16 protein-coding genes are annotated in these 21,095 nt (G+C 41.0%); 1 reads left to right on the top strand and 15 read right to left on the bottom strand.

What is annotated here, in order from left to right:
- Positions 1 to 6: 6 nt before the first annotated feature.
- The 14 genes from cyoE to FNH22_RS02790 form a co-directional block, all read right to left on the bottom strand.
- Positions 7 to 900 carry a heme o synthase gene (cyoE, locus tag FNH22_RS02855; protein WP_143396812.1) on the bottom strand — a complete coding sequence of 298 codons (894 nt, stop codon included), beginning with the start codon at positions 898 to 900 and terminating at the stop codon, positions 7 to 9.
- Positions 900 to 1,952, bottom strand: a complete 1,053-nt coding sequence (locus tag FNH22_RS02850) for a heme A synthase (protein ID WP_143396811.1) — start codon at positions 1,950 to 1,952, stop codon at positions 900 to 902. The genes cyoE and FNH22_RS02850 overlap by 1 nt, the downstream gene beginning before the upstream one ends.
- A complete protein-coding gene (locus FNH22_RS02845) occupies positions 1,942 to 3,819 on the bottom strand; it encodes a cbb3-type cytochrome c oxidase subunit I (protein WP_143396810.1) in 1,878 nt (625 codons plus the stop codon). Before FNH22_RS02845 ends, FNH22_RS02850 begins: the two co-directional genes overlap by 11 nt.
- Positions 3,820 to 3,831: 12 nt before the next feature.
- On the bottom strand, positions 3,832 to 4,899 hold the full coding sequence (locus FNH22_RS02840) for a cytochrome c oxidase subunit II (RefSeq protein WP_143396809.1): 1,068 nt from the start codon (positions 4,897 to 4,899) through the stop codon (positions 3,832 to 3,834).
- Between the two features lie 29 nt (positions 4,900 to 4,928).
- Complete coding sequence (locus FNH22_RS02835) at positions 4,929 to 6,296, bottom strand: quinol:cytochrome C oxidoreductase (protein WP_143396808.1); 1,368 nt, start codon at positions 6,294 to 6,296, stop codon at positions 4,929 to 4,931.
- Positions 6,297 to 6,315: 19 nt separating this feature from the next.
- Positions 6,316 to 6,948 carry a cytochrome c gene (locus tag FNH22_RS02830; RefSeq protein ID WP_143396807.1) on the bottom strand — a complete coding sequence of 211 codons (633 nt, stop codon included), beginning with the start codon at positions 6,946 to 6,948 and terminating at the stop codon, positions 6,316 to 6,318.
- Between the two features lie 17 nt (positions 6,949 to 6,965).
- Positions 6,966 to 7,496 carry a DUF3341 domain-containing protein gene (locus tag FNH22_RS02825; protein ID WP_143396806.1) on the bottom strand — a complete coding sequence of 177 codons (531 nt, stop codon included), beginning with the start codon at positions 7,494 to 7,496 and terminating at the stop codon, positions 6,966 to 6,968.
- A 1-nt stretch (position 7,497) separates the two neighbouring features.
- Positions 7,498 to 8,916, bottom strand: coding sequence for an NrfD/PsrC family molybdoenzyme membrane anchor subunit (gene nrfD / locus FNH22_RS02820; protein WP_143396805.1), 1,419 nt, complete (start codon positions 8,914 to 8,916; stop codon positions 7,498 to 7,500).
- 21 nt (positions 8,917 to 8,937) lie between these two features.
- Complete coding sequence (locus FNH22_RS02815) at positions 8,938 to 12,066, bottom strand: TAT-variant-translocated molybdopterin oxidoreductase (RefSeq protein ID WP_143396804.1); 3,129 nt, start codon at positions 12,064 to 12,066, stop codon at positions 8,938 to 8,940.
- 33 nt (positions 12,067 to 12,099) lie between these two features.
- Entirely contained in the window at positions 12,100 to 13,341 is a 1,242-nt protein-coding gene (locus FNH22_RS02810) for a cytochrome c3 family protein (protein WP_143396803.1), read from the bottom strand.
- 247 nt (positions 13,342 to 13,588) lie between these two features.
- On the bottom strand, positions 13,589 to 14,845 hold the full coding sequence (locus FNH22_RS02805; RefSeq protein WP_143396802.1) for an OmpA family protein: 1,257 nt from the start codon (positions 14,843 to 14,845) through the stop codon (positions 13,589 to 13,591).
- Positions 14,740 to 15,735, bottom strand: coding sequence for a PD40 domain-containing protein (locus FNH22_RS02800; RefSeq protein WP_185154055.1), 996 nt, complete (start codon positions 15,733 to 15,735; stop codon positions 14,740 to 14,742). The genes FNH22_RS02805 and FNH22_RS02800 overlap by 106 nt, the downstream gene beginning before the upstream one ends.
- A gap of 136 nt (positions 15,736 to 15,871) precedes the next feature.
- Positions 15,872 to 17,812, bottom strand: coding sequence for a hypothetical protein (locus FNH22_RS02795; RefSeq protein WP_143396800.1), 1,941 nt, complete (start codon positions 17,810 to 17,812; stop codon positions 15,872 to 15,874).
- A 53-nt stretch (positions 17,813 to 17,865) separates the two neighbouring features.
- A complete protein-coding gene (locus FNH22_RS02790; protein ID WP_143396799.1) occupies positions 17,866 to 18,447 on the bottom strand; it encodes a methyltransferase domain-containing protein in 582 nt (193 codons plus the stop codon).
- Between the two features lie 100 nt (positions 18,448 to 18,547).
- On the opposite strand from FNH22_RS02790, the gene FNH22_RS02785 reads away from it, so the two are divergent.
- Positions 18,548 to 19,477: a chromosome segregation protein SMC gene (locus FNH22_RS02785; RefSeq protein ID WP_143396798.1), complete on the top strand. Its 930-nt coding sequence runs from the start codon at positions 18,548 to 18,550 to the stop codon at positions 19,475 to 19,477.
- Between the two features lie 108 nt (positions 19,478 to 19,585).
- On the opposite strand, the gene FNH22_RS02780 is transcribed toward FNH22_RS02785, so the two are convergent.
- A complete protein-coding gene (locus FNH22_RS02780) occupies positions 19,586 to 21,082 on the bottom strand; it encodes a RagB/SusD family nutrient uptake outer membrane protein (RefSeq protein ID WP_143396797.1) in 1,497 nt (498 codons plus the stop codon).
- Between the last annotated feature and the right edge of the window lie 13 nt (positions 21,083 to 21,095).

Below are 21,095 nucleotides of genomic sequence, written 5' to 3'. Positions count from 1 at the left end.
CATGGTTTAAACCATATCAAGAAGATAAGCAATTTGTACAATAGGCAAATATATAATGGAACCAAACATGATCCGCAAAGCAGAACGCCTGGTGCCATCTTTCATCAAAGAAAAAGTCTGGCTTAAAAACAAAACGCCACATATGGTCACTACAATGGCAGAATCCACACCTGTAATACCAAACTTCAAAGGCAACAAACCCAGCGGTATTAAAAATAAAGTATATACCATTATTTGTATAGCTGTATTCAAGTCTTTTCTACCACCAAAAGGCAATAATTTAAAACCTGCCTTGCGATAATCGTCATCACCCACCCATGCAATGGCCCAAAAATGCGGAAACTGCCAAATGAATTGGATACCAAATATAATCAGTGCTTCATAAGTGATCATCCCGGTTACAGCGGTCCATCCCAACAATGGCGGTAGTGCACCTGGAATAGCTCCTACAAATACCGCTATAGGCCCCACTCTCTTCAGGGGAGTATATACAAAACTGTATAATACCATGGACAAGATAGACAACAAAGTGGTAAGCATATTAGTGTAAAACATTAAAATGCTTATACCTATTGCCGCAATAGTAATTGCAAATAACATTGCTTCACGGACAGAGATCCGCGCCGTAGGTAATGGACGCCCCTTTGTTCTGGACATCAGCTTATCAAAGTCTCTTTCTATGATCTGGTTAATGGTAATGGAAGCCCCTGAAACAAGAAAAGCACCTAAACTTAACCAGCAAAGATGTGTCCATATCAACTGCCCCCCACTGCCTAATACATAACCAAAACCACAAGAAAAAGCTACAAGAAAAGACAACCTCATCTTAACAAGCTCCAGATAAACTTTCAGTTTATCTACAATCAAAATTCGTGAAAATCCGTATGTATTACCCACCATTATGTTAAAACCGCATTATTTCGATTTAGCCTCAAAAATAGCAAAAATTGTATGCCGAAACCCAATGTCCCCACCAATAAATGGACAGGTTGCATTGTGGGAGGGATCGCCCAATATGCCATGATAACCCCTGAAAGCAGCGACACTAAAAGGATAACAATTAAGTAAGTTACAAGTTTGGACTTGACCTGTGACTTTCTAAAAAGATAGATCAATATAACATGTAGTAGAAATACTACCCATGAAAACGAACGATGCACAAAGAATTCGACCCCTAATTCTCCTATCCATGTTTCCCTGGATTGATAAAGCAATGACGAAGCAACATGATCAACAGACTCCCTTACCTGCGTACCGAAAGCAATCTGGATTAATGAAGTGAGCATACACCCAATGAGCAGGAGTTTTAACCAGTATGTTTTTTGATGCGGGTCAGAGGCTATATGTTTTGATGATATACTGTGATAAACATAAATCAATAACGCCACAATCAATAAGGCCAGGAACATATGAATCGTAATCATCCAGGGCAACAAATTCGTTGATACCACTATTGACCCTATCCAACCTTGAAACAGTACCAGTAAGAGTATCGAAAAACTTGTAATGGTGATCTTTTTATCACTCTTGAAAAAAGGTATGGAAGCTACAAATGTAGCTATAATGAGCAGACCGATGATAGCTCCTATCAATCGGTTAATATATTCTATCCAGGTCTTGTATTTATTGAAATCAGCCTCCTCCAGGATTGATTTATCTGCCAATAGTTTATCGGCAGTCTCTCGAAACCCTAATGTAGTCAGGTAACTGGCAAAACGCTTGTTTTTGTTATCCCTCTTGGCAGAGTAAATGTCTTTGTAATCAGGAGGGAGCTGTTCTTTCGATGTGGGCGGCACCCATGAACCAAAACATTTAGGCCAATCAGGACATCCCATACCCGATCCTGAACTTCGTACAATACCACCTACCAGGATCAATAGATAGACTGCTACTAAAGTAATCAGGCTGATCCTTCGGAACAGCCTGATCTGCTTAAATTCTCTATTTTTCATCCACGACGATCACATCTTCGTCCGTATCTGATTCCAGCTTAATGAGCTCATTTTCATGAGGCAGGTTTGATTCCGGTGTTTCGGAGAAAGGAACGGTCTGAGGAATAAAATCCTCTTTTGCTCCGGGCTTACTGTAATCATAAGGCCAACGATATACCGCTGGTATTTCTCCAGGCCAGTTGCCATGCCCCGGGTTGAGCGGTGTAGTCCATTCCAATGTGTTTGAGCCCCATGGATTAAGTGTAGCTTTTCTTCCCCTGTACATAGAATAAAAGAAATTAAAGAGGAATATGAACTGTGCACCAAGCGTAATGATGGCTGCAATACTCACAAACATGTTCAAATCACTGAATGTGTTTAGGGTATCAAAATTCGTAAATGAATAATACCTCCTGGGGTACCCGGCAATACCTATGTAATGCATTGGGAAAAACACCATGTAGACACCTACAAATGTTAACCAGAAGTGAACATAACCCAACTTGGCATCCATCATTCTTCCATAGAATTTAGGGAACCAATGATACACACCGGCCATCAATCCGAAGAAAGAAGCGCTACCCATTACCAAATGGAAGTGTGCCACTACAAAGTAGGTATCATGTAGTTGTATGTCAATAGCAGAATTACCCAGGAAAATACCTGTAAGTCCCCCTGATATAAAGAAAGATACTAACCCAATAGAAAATAACATTGCCGGTGTAAACCGGATATTGCCCTTCCATAAGGTCGTCAGATAATTAAACACCTTGACAGCCGAAGGTACGGCAATGATTAGGGTTAATAACATAAAGACCGATCCGAGGAAAGGATCCATACCTGTAACGAACATATGGTGTGCCCATACGACGAAAGACAGTATGGCTATAAATAATATAGAACCTACCATCGCCTTGTATCCGAAAATAGGCTTTCTTGAATTCGTCGCTATCACCTCGGACGTTATACCAAGGGCAGGCAGCAATACAATATATACTTCCGGATGTCCCAGGAACCAAAACAGGTGCTGGAAAAGTATGGGGCTTCCACCTTGGTTAGGAAGTGCCTCACCATTAATAAATATATCAGAAAGGTAAAAACTGGTACCAAAACTTCGATCAAAGATCAACAATAAAGCGGCGGCAAATAACACCGGGAAGGATAATAATCCAATGACTGCAGTAATAAAGAATGCCCAAATCGTCAAAGGCAGCTTAGAGAAAGACATCCCTTTTGTTCTCAGGTTTATAACAGTAGTAATGTAGTTAATACCGCCCAATAGCTGAGAGACTATGAATAACGCCATAGAAACCAACCAAAGTGTCATTCCCAAACCAGAACCGTTCACTGCTTGCGGTAGTGCACTGAGTGGAGGATAAATTACCCAACCACCGGATGCCGGTCCGGTCTCTATGAACAATGATATGAACATGATCACACTTGATATGAAAAAGAACCAATAGGACAGCATGTTCATAAAGCCTGAGGCCATATCTCTCGCACCTATTTGAAGCGGGATCAGGAAATTACTAAATGTACCGCTAAGACCGGCTGTTAAAACGAAAAACACCATTATAGTACCATGCATTGTTACCAAAGCAAGGTAGAATTCCGGGTCAAGTTTTCCTTCCGGAGTTACCCATTGCCCCAACAGAGGACGTATCCACTCCAATTGCATATCTGGAAAACCCAGTTGCAGCCTAAAAATAACCGATAATGCACCTCCGATCAACGCCCAGAATATACCAGTGATCAGGAATTGCTTACCGATCATTTTATGATCGATAGTAAATACATAGGTAGTCCAAAAGTTACCATGATGTTCATCATGATGCTCATGATCATCGTGGTGTGCTTCTTGTGTAATATGAATGTCCGCAGTAGCCATATCTTTACTCTATTAAATCGACGCTTTCAAATTATTCTCATCTCCTTCTACTATACCGGCTTTGATCTTAGCCAGTTCTCTTTTTTCCTCCGGCACCTTTGAAAGATAGTCCGGGTTTAATTTCAACCAGGTTGGTTGCTCTGATTTCCATTTCTCAAAATCAGCAGGCTCATCTACAACTAATTTTAACTTCATTGAAAAATGTCCTTTGCCACATATTTCAGTACAGGTAACAAAATAATCAAATTCAGGATCACCTAATTCCTCGCGCATATCCTGAGTAGATTTTGTAGCTGTGAATTTAAAGTGAGTAGGCATACCTGGAACGGCATCCATCTTTACTCTGAAATGAGGTAAGAACACACTATGCAATACATCCCTTGCTCTGATCTTCAGCAATACTTCCTTCCCTTTAGGAATATGCATTTCAATTGGCATGAAGTCATCATAACTGTTTTTATCTTTGAGGTCCATACCAAATTGATTCACAGCATCGATCAATTGGTAATTATACTCACCCAATGCATTGTCCTTCACGCCAGGGTAACGTACCCCCCAGGCAAATTGGTACCCCATAATTTCCACAATTTCAGCATCTTCAGAGGCTGCACTTGTAATATCATTCCAGGCTTGCAAACCTGTGAATACCAAACCAGCCAGAACAATGGCAGGTACAACCGTCCATAACAGCTCTAACTTCACATTGTCAGGATAAAATTTCGCTTTTACACCATCCTTGTGTTGATAAGCATAGCTAAACCAAAATAATAACACATTCGTTATTATAAAAACTATACCCGTAACTGCCATAGTTACCCAGAACAATGTATCTGTCCATACCCCATGGTCTGACGCCACCGGAAGATTATAATCATCAAAATAAGTCCATGAATACCAGAAGAAAAATCCAAACCCTCCAATCAAAAAGACCATGAAAAGCGCTGCATTCACTTTATTACTGGTTGAAGCAACTTTTTTATCAGAGCCCTTTACCACACTTACCAATCTGCTGATCCTGAATAAAGTAAACAGGATTACTAACAGCAGAACTACCCCAAGAATTATGATAAACTGAAACATATTTTATTCGTTAGTACTACCCTTAAATTTTAAATATGGTGATGTAAACTCTCTTGTAACATGGGATGATTCTTGGCATACAGCGGAGCTTTTGCCAGGTTGGTCAATGTAACAAACAAAAAGGCCACGGCAAACACCATAAACATTCCTATTTCCATAAACCCAAATCCTCCATCATTTTGCATCACTCCCGGCGTTACCATCAAATAGAAATCAAAGAAATGACCACCTATAACAATGGGACACACAACTTTTAACATTGACATATGCCGTTTCGCATCCCTCGTCATTAATAACAAGAAAGGAAGCACAAAGTTGAGCAATATATTAACAAAGAATACCCATTTATATTGACTGGTCTCCATACGCTGAATGAAATAGACTGTTTCCTCAGGAATATTAGCATAGTAGATCAATAAAAACTGTGAAAACCAGATGTAGGTCCAGAAGATGCTAAATCCAAAAATAAATTTACCTATATCATGTAAATGATTCGCATTGACTACCTTAAGATATCCTTTCTGCTTTAAGAGCACTACTATTAGCGTAATCACCGCTAAACCATTCACCCACCAGCTTGCGAACATGTACCAGCCAAACATGGTACTAAACCAGTGGGGATCTATCGACATTACCCAATCCCATGCGCTTATTGATGATGTTACCGCAAAAATAACCAGGAAAATAGCTGAATATTTTCTCGCCTTGAGCCAGTGGCTGGTGTTGCCGTCAATATCTTCGGCAAGCATTTCTTTCTTGATCCATAAAAAGAACAAATACCATAACGCAAAGAAAATAACCATCCTAATGACGTAAAACAAGGGAAATGAGCCCATTTCAAGAGGCCAAAACCACATAGCACTCTTACCTATTAATATATCATCTTTATGGTCACCATGATAAAGATCTCCATGGGTCCAATGAAAAACATCTGACTTTACCAGAAACCAGGATACCAGCATCAGAATACCGGCAAATGGTAACCAATGTGCCATAGCAAGCGGTATGCGTTTCATTCCTGCTGACCACCCGGCCTGAGCAGCATACTGAATAGCTACGAAGAACAATCCAATAATTCCTAAGCCGGTAAAATAAACATTATTGATCCAAAGGTTAGAAAATAATCGCTTCAGCCAGGGGGCGCTTCCATGATGCCCTTCTTCTGCATGATGTTCATCGGCAGCTGGTGCATTATCGTCAATACTGGCTACAAGTGCATTTTCATTAAACGTTGTAATCGCGTGTCCTTCATCTGTATCATGACCGCCTGATGACATAGCCATAAACGTACCCAATATTGTAAGTACAATACCTACAATCGCTATAATCACCAGGTTTTTCTTGGCTCCTGCGGTAAATGAAAATCTTTCTTCTGTTAATTCGGTTGTATTTGCCATATCTGAATAGATATCCTAACTATTGATTTTGAAGTTTCTTAACATACTTAGCGATCTCCCATCGCTCCTCAGGGCTTATTTGAGAACCATGGGCCCCCATTAACCCTTTTCCATGTGTGATTACATGAAAAATGTGTCCTTCAGTGATGTTTTGATATGCTAAACCGGAAAGATTAGCGACACCAGGATATTTTTCAGCAACCAACCCATCTGCCTGACCTTTTGATCCGTGACAATGCTCACAAAATCTTTCATAAAGAACTTTACCATCTTTTAAGATCGCTTCATCTGAAGCCGTCAATGGGCTTTTTAGTGTACGTGCTGCAAGTTCCAGGCTATCTTTATGAAGCGTATAGGGGAGATATCCTTTTTGTGATCTGGGCACAGCATTCACAGGAGGTACACGCATGGTCATTCTGTTGGGGTTGTGCGGATTTGAGTTGTAGTACTCACCATGACCATCTTCCGTATCACTCATAAACTGTGTTGCTTCACCAGCGCCAGGATCTGTAACTTGAGATAACGCCTCGTAAGGTACTGAATGGTACATATTGGGCGCATATTCCAATCCCTGATTATCGCCGCCAGCGCCGCAACTACTGAGTACTGCTCCTATGGCCAAAACTGCTACCGATTGTATGTATTTTTTCATGTTAGTTCTGAACAGTCTTAATCTTCAAAATCCTTATCATTAACTTCATTGGCTCCCGTCGCATTGACAATTTTCTTTATGTCCTCTTTTGCCAGTGTATTTCCAGCCAGGTCTATTGCCATTACATGTTTGTCATCCGTAATTCGAATGTCCATTAGTCTGGGCTTTTTATAAGGTTTTAAATCACTTACGATCATAAATGTACCCACCATGCCAAGCGCCGCCAATAGAACGGTAAGTTCGAAGGTCACTGGTACGAATGGCGGTAATGCAACAAAATCTTTTCCTCCAATTATCATGGGCCAATCAAATCCCAACATGGAAACCTGCATAATAAGCGCTAGAGATGTCCCTAGCAGTCCAAACAAAAAGGCAGCAATAGGAAGGCGTGTTTTTTTATATCCCAAAGCGTCATCTATTCCATGAACAGGGAAAGGTGAATAAACCTCCTGGATCTTCACACCACTATCGCGCACTTTTTCAATGGCTGAAAGTAGTACATCCTCATCGTCGTATACACCTAGTACGTAATGTTTATTTTTTTCCATCTTATTTCTTCTGCTTTAAAGAAGATGACTTTATAATACTTTTAACTTCTGCCATGTTGATCACAGGAAAGAATTTGGCAAATAATAAGAATGCCGTAAAGAACAACCCGAACGTGAACAAATACACACCTACATCATATATCGTAGGGTAGAACATAGCCCAGCTTGAGGGCAGATAATCCCTATGGAGAGAAGTTACAATAATCACAAAACGCTCGAACCACATTCCGATATTTACGATAATAGACAGAATGAATGTGGCCGCTATATTGGTTCTGATCTTCTTGAACCAGAATAGCTGAGGAGAGATAACATTACATGTCATCATGGTCCAGTAAGCCCACCAGTATGGTCCGGTCATTCTGTTAAGGAAAGCATATTGCTCCGCATCCACTCCGGAGTACCATGCAATAAAAAACTCAGTAATATAAGCTATACCTACAATAGACCCAGTAACAATGATGATTATATTCATCATCTCAATATGGTTGATTGTAATGTAGTCTTCCAGTTTAAATGTTTTCCTGGTAATTAACATGAGTGTTAACACCATAGCAAATCCGGAAAAAATCGCCCCTGCCACGAAATATGGAGGGAAAATAGTAGTATGCCATCCGGGTATAACTGAGGTAGCAAAGTCAAAAGATACAATAGTATGTACTGAAAGTACCAGTGGTGTAGCCAAACCAGCTAAAATGAGCGCTACGGATTCATATCTCATCCATGTTTTAGCAGCACCGTCCCACCCAAAGGATAAAGCACCATAAACAGCTTTCGATATATTGTTTTTTGCCCGATCGCGAATAGATGCGAAATCAGGAATAAGACCGATATACCAGAATACCAATGAAACCGTGAAGTAAGTACTGATCGCAAATACGTCCCAAAGAAGTGGAGAGTTGAAATTCACCCATAATGATCCGAACGTATTTGGCAAGGGTAATGCCCAGTAAAAACCCAGCCATAATCTACCCATATGCAATCCGGGAAAACAGGCCGCACAGATCACAGCGAAAATGGTCATCGCCTCCGCAGCACGGTTAATGGACATTCTCCATTTTTGACGGAAAAGTAGCAGAATCGCTGAAATCAAAGTACCAGCGTGACCAATACCTACCCACCAAACAAAGTTGGTGATATCCCAGGCCCATCCCACAGTTTTATTAAGGCCCCATACGCCTATACCTTCCCAAACAAGAATAAAGACACAATAAGCGCCAACAGCAAGTGTGGCCAGAGATATTGCCATCCCCAGCATCCACGTGGTAGTTGGCTTACCTTCCACCTGCCGGCAGATATCTTCCGTTACATCATGAACTGTTTTTCCACCGGTCACCAACGGTTCTCGCAATGAGGACACCACAGGTCCTGATGGAGCATGGTCTTTATTTACTAATATATCGTCTATCGGAATTGACATAATTTAACTTTTTTTCCTCTATTACGCTTTATCCTTGTTTCTGATCTTTGTTAAGTAGGCAACGTTAGGTTTAACCCCTATTTCCTCCAAAACATGGTAGGCACGGGGCTCACCAATTTCTTTTTCTATAATATAGTCAGCTTTTTCCGTATCCTGGATCTTCAGCATCTTGTATATCTGGCTTTCCTTGTCGTTCATATCTCCGAATACAATCGCATCGGACGGACATGCCGAAGCACACGCCACGTTGATATCTCCATCATTAGGACGTCGCCCTTCTTTTTTAGCTTCCAATTTACCATATTGGATCCTTTGCACACATAATGAACACTTTTCCATTACCCCGCGAGACCTAACCGTTACGTCAGGGTTCAATACCATTTTACCGAGGTCATTACTCATATAAGTATTAACATCTTCAAACTGGCTATTGTCATGGTATTTGAACCAGTTGAAACGTCTTACTTTATACGGACAGTTATTCGCACAATACCTTGTACCGATACAACGGTTATAGGTCATTTGGTTCAACCCTTCCGTGCTATGTGTGGTGGCAGCGACCGGACATACCGTTTCGCACGGTGCATTATTACAATGCTGACACATCATAGGCTGAAAAGTAACTTCTGGATTAGAAGCTGTAAGTTCCAACTTCCTGGAATCCATCATCCCTTGCTCTGATTCAGACATTTCCTCCTCAGGCCTGCTACTGTAATAACGGTCTATCCTCATCCAGTGCATGTCTCGTCGGTTGATGACTTCCTCACGCCCTACAACAGGGATATTATTTTCTGATTGACAGGCAACATGGCAAGCGCTACAGCCTGTGCAAGTATTTAAATCAATTGCTAATCCCCAGTGATGGTTTTTATACTTATGACCTTTCCACAAACTTAAATTTCCCGGGCTTGTTTCACCCGATTCTTCTTGCCAGGTCGCTATATGAGGATGGTATCTTCCAGCACCAGGGTCTTTCTGATATTCCCCAAGAGTCGCTTCCTGTATTACCGTCTCACGCCCCATATAAGTCTGCTGAGTCTGAGTTTGTGCTACCTGGTACATTTCGGGTAATACTTCCACAGAAACGCCGGACATAACACTATAGGAAGACATTCCGTTGATTTTGCTGATCAATGGATAAACGTCTACTCCCCTGCCATTAGCCACTTTTCCGGCACTGGTTCTTCCGTACCCCACAGCCACACCCACTGTTTCTTTCTCCTGACCCGGCTGAATCACTATCGGCAGTGTTAATGAAGTGTCTCCAACCGTAAGTTTAGCCATGTTACTCTTGCCTTCTACGAAAGTAACGTCATTTTCCACGGCCCATGCCTGTGATACTGTAAGGTAGTTATCCCAGGTAGCTTTTGTGATCGGATCAGGCATTTCCTGTAGCCATGGGCTATTAGCCTGAGTACCATCACCTATTCCTATCTTTTGATAAATAGAAAGTTCTGTGCCCGAGCTTTTATAATTCGTATTGATCTTACTTATCGCATCAGGTATCGAAGCGCTTGCCGGAGGTCCAACTACCCAGTCACCTTCTTCCTCTGTACCTGTATCGGTCTCAGTGCCCGATTCACTTATTTCAATAACACCGTCGTGGAGCGCTTTGTCCCATGACATTCCCTGTGCGACCAATGTTGTTTCCCAACCACCTTTCAAATATTCGAAATAGTCCACTTTCTCTACACCCGCCCAGGTCAGCAAACTTTCCTGTACCTGACGCGTCTTGAATATTGGTGTAATGGTAGGCTGCACAAAACTGTACACCCCTTTGGAAGGGTTGGCATCTCCCCATGATTCTAAAAAGTGGTGATCAGGAGCAATATATTCCACCAGATCGGCCGTTTCATCTAACCTGTCTGAAGTAGATATTTTAAGTGCAACTTTAGCTAGTGCATTTTTTATATCAGCACCATATTGTGTATTATATACAGGGTTACAATTATAAAAGATAACGGCTGATACTTTACCCGCTTTGGCATCTGCTACAAAAGTACCGAATGCCTTTTCATCACCTTGCTTGTAATATACAGGCTTAGAAGCATCTATAGTAGTACCATAAGAGCCCAACATGGTATTGATTGCATTTACAACGGCCTGTACCGCAGGATCATTAGACCCTGATACCACCAATGATTTGGAACCCGCCTTTTTCAAGTCGGCAGCAGCTTTATCAATATTAGCTATCGACGATTTTTTTCCGGTCAATGCCTGGTATAATGCTACTACTGATTTTGCTTCTTCAGAAGGCTTTACGGGAGTTCTGTAATCGGCATTAGCTCCTGTCAGAGACAAGTTACCTTCAAATTGGTAATGTCGTGACATCTCTTTCTTACCATCACCCAGTCGCCGCGTCTTGCTGTATTGTTTTGTAAATTCTACAGGAGAAATCCACGTACCCAGAAAGTCTGCTCCAAAACTCACAATTACATCGGCTTTACTAAAATCATAAGAAGGGATCATTCGCTTACCGAAAGACTGTTCATTGGCAACCAGCATACCCTCTGCTGCTGCGGTATCATATACCACATGTTGCGTAGTTGGGTACTTAGTTTTGAAGTCTTCTATTACTCGTTTGGTAGTAGGGCTCAAAACCGTATTGCTTACTATCCTGATCTGACCTCCCTGCGTGGCAATACTGTTTAACTTAGCAGCCACTTCTTTATCTAACTCTTCCCACGTAATATCAGCACCTGCTTTTTTGGGGTTCCTTAATCGTTCATTGTCATAAAGCGATAAAACCGAAGCCTCGACCTGCGCATTTACTCCACCCTGACTGATTTTTGAAAGCTCATTACCTTCAATTTTAATAGGTCTTCCTTCCCGTGTTTTAACTACTATGCTACAATAATCCCCACCCTGTACATAGGTAGATGCATAATAATTAGGAACGCCAGGATCGATATCCACAGGCTTATTCACATAAGGTATGGCTTTTCTTATGGGCGCTTCACACGCTGCCAAAGAGACCGCAGCCACACCAAACCCCATCATTTTAAGGAAATCTCTTCGACTACTACCTCCTTCTTCGTTATCGCTTATCGGCAGAAACTCAGGAAATTCATTTTCGGCGTTTTTAACAAATGCAGGATCGTTTGTCAATTGCTCAATGCCCTTCCAGTAAGTTTTTTTATTGTCGCTCATATTAAAGTAGCTGATAAATCTTGATCAAATCAATTAATAGTGACACTTAGAACATTCCAGACCACCAATGTCTTCAACTTTTAACGCTTCTTTACTTGAAGCATCATGCAGCTCTACAAGATTATCGTAGTAGGCATTATCCTTTGTGTTTACTTCTGTGTTTCTATGGCAATCTATGCACCATCCCATGGTTAACAATGAGTGTTGCCCGATTACCTCCATTTCTTCCACCGGACCATGGCAGGTCTGGCATTCAATGTTCCCAACCTCGACGTGTTGAGAGTGATTGAAATAAGCTAAATCCGGAAGATTATGTACTCTTATCCATTCAATAGGCTTGTCATTCTCTATTGCCGCGTATATCTTTTGTATCTCAGGAGATTCTGTCTTAATGGCGCTATGGCAATTCATGCAGATATTGGGAGAAGGAATATTGGCACTCTTACTTTTTCGTACTCCGGTATGACAATATTGACAATCAATTTCGTATTGACCAGCGTGTATTTCGTGAGAGAATGCAATAGGTTGCTTGGGCGCATATCCTATCTGTACTCCAACAGCAAACAACTGGTTAATAGTTACTTTGAATACAACAGCAGCAAAGATAAAGGTCACCAGAAAGATGAAAGGCTTGCTTCTAACCAAACCTTCTAAACTAAAGGTACTGTTAATGATCTCCGCATCATCTGCTTCCAGGTCTCCCTTCTGATTCAGGTATTTTCTTAAAACCGTCGTAATCAGGATAAGTACAACTAAAATAAGTACCAGTACCACGACCAGACCGATCATGATAGTATTTAAATAGAATGACGGAATGGCATCTCCAGCCGACACAGCACCAGTCGTGGCATCTGTGGCCACCTGCGCTACCGCCGGCCCTGCTTCGGTCTCCACCTTTACATAAGCTAATATAGAAAGTATCTGATCCCTGCTGAACGTAGGGAAAGCCGTCATCTGAGTTGGTTTATACTCGTCCCATAGAGCATTTGCATATTCATCCCCACTGGCAATGACTTTTTGAGAATTCCATACAAAGTTCACTATCCAATCTATGGAAGGAGCCCTGTCATACACATCTTTTAGTGCAGGACCTACCAGTTTCTCATGTACTTTATGGCAACTGGCACAATTACCTTTAAAAAGAGATTCTCCTTCAGAAATTCGGGCTTCTTCCGTCGGAATTTCATCTTGAGCAGAACTAATAAAAGGGAATGAGAGTATGGATGTGAAAAAAACGAAAAATAAAACGCGTGTCAGTGAAATTTTCGGCGTCATGTTTGCTTTATATTTTTATCAAGGCCACAACACTTGTGCAACCTTATCAGGTGACAAATCTACTATTGGAAGGGTTTATTTCAAACATATTTTCTGGGGCATTTGGTTGGTGGTGGAACAATATTGCGTGCGCTTACGTAGTGCAGATTCAAAATCGCCTTTAAGTTGTCAAAAACGCCATTTTTGGAAATAATTTAGAATGTTTATAAATAATAAACATGTTAATCTATGACCTGGAGCATGCTTTTTAATTGACTTTTGTCACTCTAAACTCTGTTCGTCGATTAAGTTGATGTTCTTCTTTTGAACATTTGACACCGTCAGAGCATCGATTAATTAACACACTTTCACCATATCCTTTCCCAATAATACGTGACTTTTCTATCCCCCTGGACACAATATAATCTGCGGAAGCTTTAGCTCTTTTGTCAGAGAGCCGTGCATTGGAAGACGCACTTCCCCGGCTATCGGTATGTGAGCCCAATTCGATTTCTATTCCCGGGTTTTCGAGCATAATTCCTACAATCTTGTCCAGTTCAGCGGCAGCGTCAGGTCGAATATTATATTTACCCAAATCAAAATAGATAGGTTTAATATCGACTAGCTTTCCGAGATCGGCACCTACTTCTATCCTGTCAAGTGATAAGTCGAGAAATTTACTGATGTCCAGACGGCCCGGTTGATCCAGTGTACCATTATACGTTTCTATTTTTCCTAAGTAACCGTCTTTGCTAAGTCTAATTTGATAACTGACCCTATCATTAAGCTCTTTATCTGTCATGGAATACAACAATTGTCCTTGCGCATTTGTAACCTGATCAATGATTGTATTTCCATTCAGGTTATCTACTACAACGACTTTCACTCCATCAATAGGCTCTTTTGATTCCTTCTCTTTAATATCTACTAAAAGTTCAAAATCGAGGTCTTTCGTTAAAAAGAGGTCTTTTTCCCAAATGTTATTCTTTTCACTTTCTAAGGTCGTCACCGTCTCAACGGATGGAATATAACCTCCGGTACTGTCTGATTTCAATTCGTAAGCAGTATTGGGTTTTACCGGAAAACTATAATCTCCCTCCTGGTCTGTCATTATCTGCGAAATGATCTCACCATTTTGCACTAAAGTAACAGGGACACCGGATAGCCGGGTATTCTCATTTTTATCATACACTATTCCTTTTATGAAATAGCTAACAATTAAAGGTTGAGTAGTTGTAAATGAATAGATATCATCATTACTCAGACTTTCTTCCCGGTTCGTCGAGAAAAATCCGGTTTTACCGTCTGGACGAAGTATTATACCAAAATCATCTAATGCACTGTTTATAGGAGATCCCACATTACTGATCCGTCCGTCAAATCCGTCCGTAAGGTCTATCCCAAAGATATCCAGGCCCCCTAACCCGCCATGTCCGTTACTGGCGAAGTATAGATCACGATCATTATGTAAGAAAGGAAAGAGCTCATTCCCTTCGGTATTGATAGTTGGTCCCAGGTTCTCCACCAGTTATTATCTTTATTGTAAACACGATAAAGGTCCGTGCCTCCATATCCTCCGGGCATATCCGATGAGAAGTACAGAAAATTACCATCACTACTTATCGCCGGATGCCCCACAGAATAATGATCGTTATTAAAATCAAGTGGCAAAATGTTGTTCCATGTGTTTTCTTCTGCATTATATTCGGCGCTATAGAGTTTTAACTTGGTAATACCCTCCCTATCCGTTGTGATTTTACCTTTGTGATAGTTGTTCCTTGTAAAAATTACTTTGTTGTCATTTTCATAAAAAACGAGTGGCCCCTCATGATATTTTGAGTTGATTTTTTTGTCAAAGGCCGATACATTCCCATTCTCATCCACCTGGTATAATTCTAAATAATGGCTGTCATCCCAAAGAAATTTTACAGGGATGGACGTGTCATCAGGTCTTGAAGTAACAAACACCAGTTTTGATCCAAAAAATGCAGGACTAAAATCAGACCCTTCCTGGTTAAAATCCGCCTTGTTTGTAGTGACGAAGCTTACATTTCTGAAAAGCTCCTCCTGGTCGTTTATCGTTGTTATCTTTTTATTTACTCTACCATCTTCGGCACTAAAACCACCATACGTATCGTACCAACTCTTTGCTTCCGCATACTTTTTTTCTGATGATAGCGCCTCTGCATAATGCAGGTAATATTCAGGAGCTACGTCTGGTTTGTCATTTAATACTTTCTCATACCATGCTAATGCATTTTTCGGATCGTTCAACCTCCGATAACTCTCTGCAATTTTTAATATCAATGTGTTGGAGGATGTATTTTTTGCATGGGCCCTTTGATAAGCTTCTACTGCATCCGTATAGGCAAACTCATTAAACAGCTTATCTCCTAAAACTTCCGCATCAGCCAAATATCTTTTAAACCTGATTTTGAGCCATTTAAATCAACTCAGGGTTTGATCAGTACTATTCTATTTTCAAAGCAAGGGAATTAATGAGGCATCAACATATCTACTTCAGTAGGACTTTGAAGATTATATTCTTTAGCTACCTGAACTCCAACACCTCAGGTTCCCGTACATCAAAGTCACCAATCTGTAAAGACGTACGTCCGGTAAATTCCAAATCGTAATCAGATACATCACCTGGTGTTTTTGGATACCATGCCAGGCGGATCTGGATCGTATTAAAGGCCAGGTTTTCATTTCTGAACCGGAAGCCAAGACCGTAGCCCTGATAAAACCGGTTTCTGAAAAGTGTTTTCGAATTACCATTGACTATCGCTATATCTATAAAGCTAAATAAGGCCATTCGAAAACCAAAGAAGTAAACAGGAGTAAAAAGTACCGTTTCACTTTTGAAAGACAGCCGCCTTGTTCCTCTAAGGAACACACTGTTCAATCCACGAATACCTGATTCATCATTAATGGTGATAAGTTCATCGTTAAAACGTCTGATACCAATGGTATAATCCAAATTGAAAAATTGACGAAAATTCAATCGTTTCAATCTGTAGAGGTAACTAAAGTAAGACATGTTAAAACTTAACATGCCTTGTTCAAACTTTCCTTGTCTTATAAAGCCTCCTATCGCCACTTCAGGCCGCACATAGCCAATTCTACCCAAATACCCTCCTTTGGATGCTTTAGTAGCAATGTAGCCGCGTGTATTGAACTCATTTGCATCGCGCCCGAAGGTAAGCTGATATAACATACCCTCTGGTATATCTTCTGTACGTCCATACCCAAGTATCAAACTGCTTTTTTCATAGGATCTTTGAGAATAACCTATGGAAAAAAGGTAAAGATTACTATCAAAAAAGAGTTGATTGGTATCCTCACTCACAAAGGGACGGTCAAGAAACCTGGTACGCGAAAATCGGGCAGCCAGTTGAATGTTAGTACGTGCATTTTCTGTCCGATCAATTTGGTAAGAACGTCCGAACCAGAAATCCTGGTTGTTGAACTTTGCAAAAAACCCCAGTATTGTATCAGGCTCTATACGCTCCACGAGGTTATTTTGATTAGTAATCTGAATACCTCCGGCATACTTTGTTTCCGGCGTAATAAAATTCCTGAAAACATGTAATTGTGTGCGGTCCAGATCTTGTGACCGTACAAAATTAAACTGGCCGGTGATAAACGTATTTTTGATATTATTGATAGCATAAGTAGCAGAATACCCAGCCTTCGGTTTATTTCGTTCGTCAAAATTGATCTCATTTCTTAACTCATGCCCCAAACCAAAAAGATTTCGTTCTGTCAATGCAAAATCCCATTCGTCAGGACCACTGGCTCCCCCGTCAAAAGAAAGAGACCAAACATCTTTCACTATTACAATGGCATCTACTTTATCTTTTGATTCTCCCGGTACGAGGTAAATACGTGAGTCTCTGACAAAAGGTAAAGACCTCAGGATCCGCTCACTGTCTATGATAAGATCCGGGTCTACCTTATCCCCGCTCTTAAAAAAAATGTTATTTCGTATTACTTTCCCCCTGGTATAGGTGTGAAGCTTATTGGCACTTTTCAGCCACCAGTTATCTGAACTCCTGGTAGTATCATTAATACTGGTACCAAATATATCGAGCTTCTTAATGGATACTTTATCTATTGTCTTCCCTTTGAAAAGATCATAATTATGACCTCTGGAAGCGACAGGTGTCTTTCTACCTTTAGGTTTTCCGGGGTCTTTAAAAATGATCTTATAAAGTCTTTTAGTAAACTTTGTTTTATAAAGCTGCTCTTTGATCTTCCCGTAAAACTCTTCACTTCTCCGGCTTTCGTCTTTCTTAAGTTTTACTGCAATCGAATCCGGAAGGATGATTAAAGTGTCATTTTCTACATAGAGGGATGAATCTGCCAGGATCAAAAAACTTCTGCCTTTCACAAAAACACTGTCCATACCATCATCTCCGGCCTTTTTCCGCTGACCAAACGAGACGCTAATACAGGACAGACATAATAATATGATGAATAGTTGCTTCAACGCAGACCCCTGTTATTTTTAATGCAACATCTAAATTACCTCTATTTAGATGATTATTTTTTCAAAAGGTTTATAAACAATTCTCTCCCTTGCCGGGGTTTTATAGAATTATAACACCTTTCAAAAACATGGAATTCAAAATGGTCCAAAAAATATGCCTGATACTCATCAGCACTTCCTCCATAAGGAGGGTGATCTGTATAAAGCTCATCTTCAAATAAGAGACCAACTAACCTACCATTAGGTTTTAAGAGCTCATGCATTTTAACAGCATAGGCCTGCCTTTGTGATGGGTGCAAGGCACAAAAAAAAGTTTGTTCTATGACAAGGTCAAAACTATCTTCGAGCTCAAAAAAATCACGGCAAATTAACCTGTTTTTAGGGAATTCAGGGTGATTTGCACCAAATAATTCCAGCGGTTGTTGGGCTATATCTATTATCACCACATTCTTAAAACCACTCTGATATAAATAGGCTGCTTCATAGGCATTACCACAACCTGGGATAAGTATTCTTTGCGTCTGATCCGTTAACTGATCAAAATATTCCTTTAAGGGAGTGGTAACCGCACCCGTATCCCACTGTGTCTGGTTATTATGATAGCGTTGCGTCCAGTAAGTTTCATCATGTGTCATACGCTGAGAAACTGACCAGTAGGGGTCAGAAAAGCCTGTGAATTATTGAATAATCTTAAATAAACGATAATTTTACGCTCATTCGCATCAAAAACCAACCATGGAAGAAAATAAACCGATACAAGAATCGGCTGTCCGACCTAAGAAAAATAATAAAGCCATCGTCATTATTATTGTGTTGGTAGCCGTAGTTGTCGTTCAAGGGATAAAAATATACCTGGACCACCAGGAAAGCATCGCAAAGGAAGACCAGCTGGCCAATACGGAAGAAGAACTGGCCATTACCATGCAAAGGTTAACCAATATCAATGAGGAACTGGCCCTTAAGATAGCTGAAATAGAGCAGTTGGGTGGTAACGTAGAGGAGTTGGAGCAGGCTAAAGCAGAAATAGAAGCGGAATTATCCAAAAGCAGAAGGACCAGCAGGAGGACTATACAGGATCTTAAAGATAAAGCCGACGGATATGAGTTATTGCTAAAAGCCAAGGATGTAGAGATTGAAAAGCTGAAGGAGATCAACGATGAACTGCTTACGGAAAACACCTCGCTAAAAACAGAAAAAAATGTTCTGAATGATTCATTAACGCAACTAAATGAATCTAAGGAAGAGCTGGCATCCAAAGTAGCCCAGGCTTCTCAGTTGAAGGCTGAAAATATTCAGATTTTCGCTATCAATAGTCGTGGTAAAGAGCGTGAATCCCCTTTTAAAGCACGTCAGGCAGAGAAAATAAAGGTGGTATTCAATATAGCTGAAAATGAGGTTGCCCCTATCGAGGGTAAAAATATTCTGGTGCGCATATTGGATGCTAATGAACAAGTAATATTCGATGTCGCTAAGGGATCAGGAACATTCATGTACAATAATAAAGAGGCATTTTATACTGCTAACCAGGAAATACTGTTTGACAATAGCCGACAGCAACTCACATTTGAATATGAGAAGGGAAGTGAATATGAGCCCGGGGTTTACCAGCTGGAAGTATATACAGAAGATTACAAGATGGGGAGTACTTCGTTTGAGGTGAAGTAAAATCTGATCTTAGCATACTACAAAAAACACTTAGCTTAAAAGAAACAGGCTACTTCGAATTTACGAAGCAGCCTGTTTTCCAGGGAGCAATTATAGTGTAGTGAGCATCTACGGGTTTTGGGATTGAATGGCCGGATTAGCATTCAATTCATCCAGCGGAATTTTCCACTGCCAACGCGGGTCACCTGCCGGAATCTCCAATAGATTATTAATTAAAGAAGCATTGTGATTGGCTCCTGTCCTGTCCAATGGCGCATTCAGGCGCTTTAAATCATTAAACCGAAAACCTTCACCCCATAACTCCCAGCGCCTTTGGATCAGTATTTCATCAATAAGACTCTGACCGGTGTTCGAAGATAGTGTGTAGGCCGGGTCGCGGTTAACCGCTAATTCAAACAAAGCCTCGGCCGCACCGGTTTCATCCAGCCTTGCTTTTGCCTCAGCCTCTATCAGGTACATCTCCGCCGCTCTCATATAGGGCACATCCCCCCGGCTATCTCCTGTCCCATAAGCAAGAAACTTTTGATTAGTATATGGAAAACGCTTATGTCTTGAACTGATCTCAATTCCTGCCGGTAAATTCGGGTGCTCACCGGTAGGGTCAAAAACCGCTGAACGGACGTCTGTTTTTGGGATCATGTCATACAGCGTGCTGTTGATAGACTTAGGGTTGCCCCTGATATTCGATGAACTGAAGTTACGTGACATCCATGCCATGAAGTTAGTAAATGCAGAACCCTGTTCTTCGTTATAAAATCCACCCCACATCCATTCATCATTCGTATAATCATTGAAGCCCGAGGTGTAAGTAGTACTATCCATAAGTTCATAGCCGTCTCTCGCCGCTATAGCCATTTCCCAAGCCACTTCATAATTTCCCTGTACCAAAGCTATCCTTGCTTTCATACCTTGAGCCACACTCTGATCTATATGTGAAGTATTGGGACGATCATACCCTTCCAGAAGTGTAATAGCCTCATCCAGATCTTCGTTGATTTGCGTATAAACCGCTGCGACAGTGGCACGTGGCTGTCCTTCCGAGGCATTAGTCGATTTGGTGATCACCAGAGGAATACCTAACTGCTCATTAGCCCCTGACGGATCATATCGCTCACCGTACAACTGCACCATTCTAAAATGTGCAAAAGCCCGATAGGCCAGGGCCTGCCCTAAGGCAGCATTCCTTTCTTCCTCCGGCCCAACAGCACCCTCAGCACCTTCAATAATTATATTCGCGTTATTGATCACTTTATATAATACACGCCAGGGATGCCTTGTATCATTGTCCGCTTCATTTGTATGATCATTCCAACTGGCCATATTGATCCACCAACTATTTGCACGGGCATTCATCACGAGGTCTTCACCCAGTGCATCATTATGGATCATCATGGCAGAGTATCCTCCTCTTCCATTAGAGTTTTGTCGCGTATACATCAATCTATGTATACCATTTACAATGAGGAAAAGACTACCCGTAGTGGCGGTAGCGCTTTCAGCTGCCACAGCATCCGTGGGAGTTTGGTCCAAAAACTCATCATCGCAAGAAACAGTGGTGGCAGTCATTGCGATAGTTAAAAGATATATTAATAGGTTCTTTTTCATTTTTCCACTCGTT

The sequence above is a fragment of the Fulvivirga sp. M361 genome (assembly GCF_007097395.1).
Classification (GTDB): domain Bacteria; phylum Bacteroidota; class Bacteroidia; order Cytophagales; family Cyclobacteriaceae; genus Fulvivirga.
The sequence above is the reverse complement of the archived record's forward strand: the minus strand, read 5'-3'. Positions and strand labels throughout refer to the sequence as shown.